Below are 2,682 nucleotides of genomic sequence, written 5' to 3'. Positions count from 1 at the left end.
GCGGGGCGGGCGGGGGGGGGGGGGGGCGGGCGCCCCCCGCGGGGGGGCGGGGGGGGGGGGGCGGGCCCGGGGGGGGGGCGGGGCGGGCGCCCCGGCCCCCCCCCCCCCCGCGACCCTGCGCGAGACGCCGTTCGCTGAGACCCGGCGACCGCGTCGACACGGGGTCGCCGGGATTCCGTTCAACCACCTCGAGAGGAAGACCATGGTCGAGCACACGGGCGGAGAGTTCGTCCGGGAGATGATGCGGTGGCACTTCAGCCCGGAGACCGGTTCGCCGTTCTGGCTGAAGCGGGCCGAGGGCCTCGACTTCGATCCACTGACCGACGTCCGGGACTTCGACGACCTCGGCCTGTTCCCCAACGTGGTGGACGAGCTGCGCGACATCGGCGTACGGGAGCTGATCCCCCGCGGCTACGGTGACAAGCACGAGGCGTCCGTCTACGAGAGCGGCGGCACCACAGGACGGCCCAAGGCGGTTCCGTACAGCGCCGAATGGCATCGGCGCAGCGTCGAGTGGTTCAGTGAGCGACTGGACTCCCACGGCGTCCCCCGGAACGTCGACTGGCTCAGCGCCGTCCCCACCGGACCGCACAACGTCGGAGCGATGGCGGTCGACACCGCGATGCTCCGCGGCGGGCTGAACTTCAGCATCGACCTCGACCCGCGATGGGTGAAGAAGCTGATCTCGGAAGGCCGGCCGGACGTCGCCGACGCCTACACCGATCACCTCATCGAACAGGTCGGCCACATCCTGGTCGGCCAGGACGTGGGCGTCCTCTTCGCCACCCCGCCGCTCCTCGAGCGTCTCTCGCACCACGACGACCTGGTCGAACTGGTGAACCGCAAGGTGCGCGCGATCGTCTGGGGCGGTACCCACCTGGACGCCGACACCCGGGACCTGCTGCGCGACGAGGTGTTCGGAGGCGTCAAGATGGTCGGCGGATACGGCGGCACGATGATGCTGGGCACCTCGGTGGAGCGCCCGGGCCTCAGCGACGACGAGCCCTGCGTGTTCGACTCCTTCGCGCCGTACACCACGTTCCGGGTGATCGACCCCGGCACCGGCGAGGTCGTTCCGTACGGGGAGCGCGGGCAGATCGTCGTCCACCACATGAGCCGGAGCGCCCTGCTGGTCAACAACGTCGAGCGCGACTACGCGACGCGGATCGCACCGGTGGACGGCGGCTTCGGCGATGCCGTCGCGGACGTCGCACCGGTGGCGTCCTTCGGCGACACGGCCGTGGTCGAGGGCGTGTACTGATGCTGTCCCTGGACGTTCTCGGTCCCGGCGGTCCCTATCGGTCCCGGCGCCAACAGACCCTCGGAGACTTCGCAGGCAACCAGGTCGCGACACTGAGCCTCGCCCCCTCGCTCTACGTCACCCGCGCGATGAAGGCCCTGCGCCGCGCGCCGGCGCTGCCCTTCGACGCACGGATCGAGGCCTTCGCACGGGCGGGCCGGGCCTTCGCGACGCAGACGATCGCCGGACTCACACCGCAGGAGTACCAGCACACCGTCAGCACGGTCACCGGGATGCCGATCACGGTGGTGCGCCAGGCCACCGACGAGATCGCCCGGGGCGCCGAGCGGATCCGGCGCAGCGTGGAGAACGCGCGGCCGGCCGGCGCGGTCGACTCGTGGCGCGATCCGCGGGCCCGGGACGGCGCCGCGGTGTGGACCCGGCGCGGTGAGGTGTTCGCCGTCCACGCGGCGGGCAATCACCCGGCGGTGCACCAGGGGTGGTTCGACGCGCTCGCGCTCGGCTGTCGCGTCGCCGTCCGCCCCTCCCGTCGTGAGCCCTTCACCCCGTACCGCCTGATCACGGCTCTGCGGGAGGCCGGATTCGGCGACGAGGGGATCGTGCTGCTGCCCACCGACCACGACGTGGCCGACGACATCCTTCGCCACGCCGACCTGGGCATGGTGTACGGAGGCGCGGACGTCGTGGCCAAGTACGCGGGCGACCGACGCGTTCTGCCACAGGGGCCCGGCCGCTCCAAGGTGCTCATCACCGCCGAGAGCGACTGGGAGCCGATCGTCGACACCCTCGTGGAGTCGATCAGCAGTGGCGGGGGAGTCGGTTGCGTCAACGCCACCGGAGTCCTCGTCGAGGGCGACCCCTCTCCCGTGGCGGCGGCGATCGCCGAACGCCTCGCCGCGCTGCCCAGCCTGCCCGCGACGGACGAACGAGCGGTCCTGCCCGTGCAGCCCATCGGTCTCGCCCGCCGGTGGGACGGCCATCTGCGGCATCGGGCGGCGGGCACCAAGGCGTGGCTCGGCGGTGACGGGATCATCGACGACCTCGGCGACGGTGCGGCGGTGCTCCGGCCGGCGGTGCACCAGCTGGACAGCCCGTTCGCCGAACAGCTCGGGATGGAGATGGGCTTCCCCTGTGCGTGGGTCGCCCCGTGGGACCGCGAAGCCGGCATCCGGCCGCTGCGCGACACCCTCGTCCTCACCGCCGTCACCACCGACGCCGACCTGATCGACGAGCTGGTGGCCGAGCCGACCATCGCCAACGTCTACATCGGTGACCATCCGACACCCTGGATGGCGCACGGACTGCCGCACGACGGCTACCTCGCCGAGTTCCTCATGCGCACCAAGACGATTCGACGCTGACGGCCGACTGCCGGCAGCCGACAAGCGACAGCAGACGGCCGATGGGGCGGTGCCGAGCAC

At 72.1% G+C, this 2,682-nt stretch carries 2 protein-coding genes; both read left to right on the top strand.

Going from position 1 to position 2,682, the window contains the following annotated elements; all coding sequences use genetic code 11:
• The first annotated feature begins 202 nt into the window (after positions 1-202).
• Entirely contained in the window at positions 203-1,261 is a 1,059-nt protein-coding gene (locus tag ACFQ79_RS39440; RefSeq protein WP_383592927.1) for an AMP-binding protein, read from the top strand.
• Positions 1,261-2,622, top strand: a complete 1,362-nt coding sequence (locus ACFQ79_RS39435; protein ID WP_383592924.1) for an aldehyde dehydrogenase family protein — start codon at positions 1,261-1,263, stop codon at positions 2,620-2,622. Before ACFQ79_RS39440 ends, ACFQ79_RS39435 begins: the two co-directional genes overlap by 1 nt.
• Positions 2,623-2,682 lie beyond the last annotated feature (60 nt).

It is taken from the genome of Streptomyces sp. NPDC056480, assembly GCF_042795405.1.
In the GTDB taxonomy this organism is placed as follows: Bacteria; Actinomycetota; Actinomycetes; order Streptomycetales; family Streptomycetaceae; genus Streptomyces.
This window is presented reverse-complemented; position numbering and strand designations above follow the sequence as displayed.

Excerpts from the sequence above, each read along its gene's own strand:
- ACFQ79_RS39440 (WP_383592927.1), top strand. The coding sequence starts at position 203 with ATGGTCGAGCACACGGGCGGAGAGTTCGTCCGGGAGATGATGCGGTGG.
- ACFQ79_RS39435 (WP_383592924.1), top strand. The coding sequence starts at position 1,261 with ATGCTGTCCCTGGACGTTCTCGGTCCCGGCGGTCCCTATCGGTCCCGG.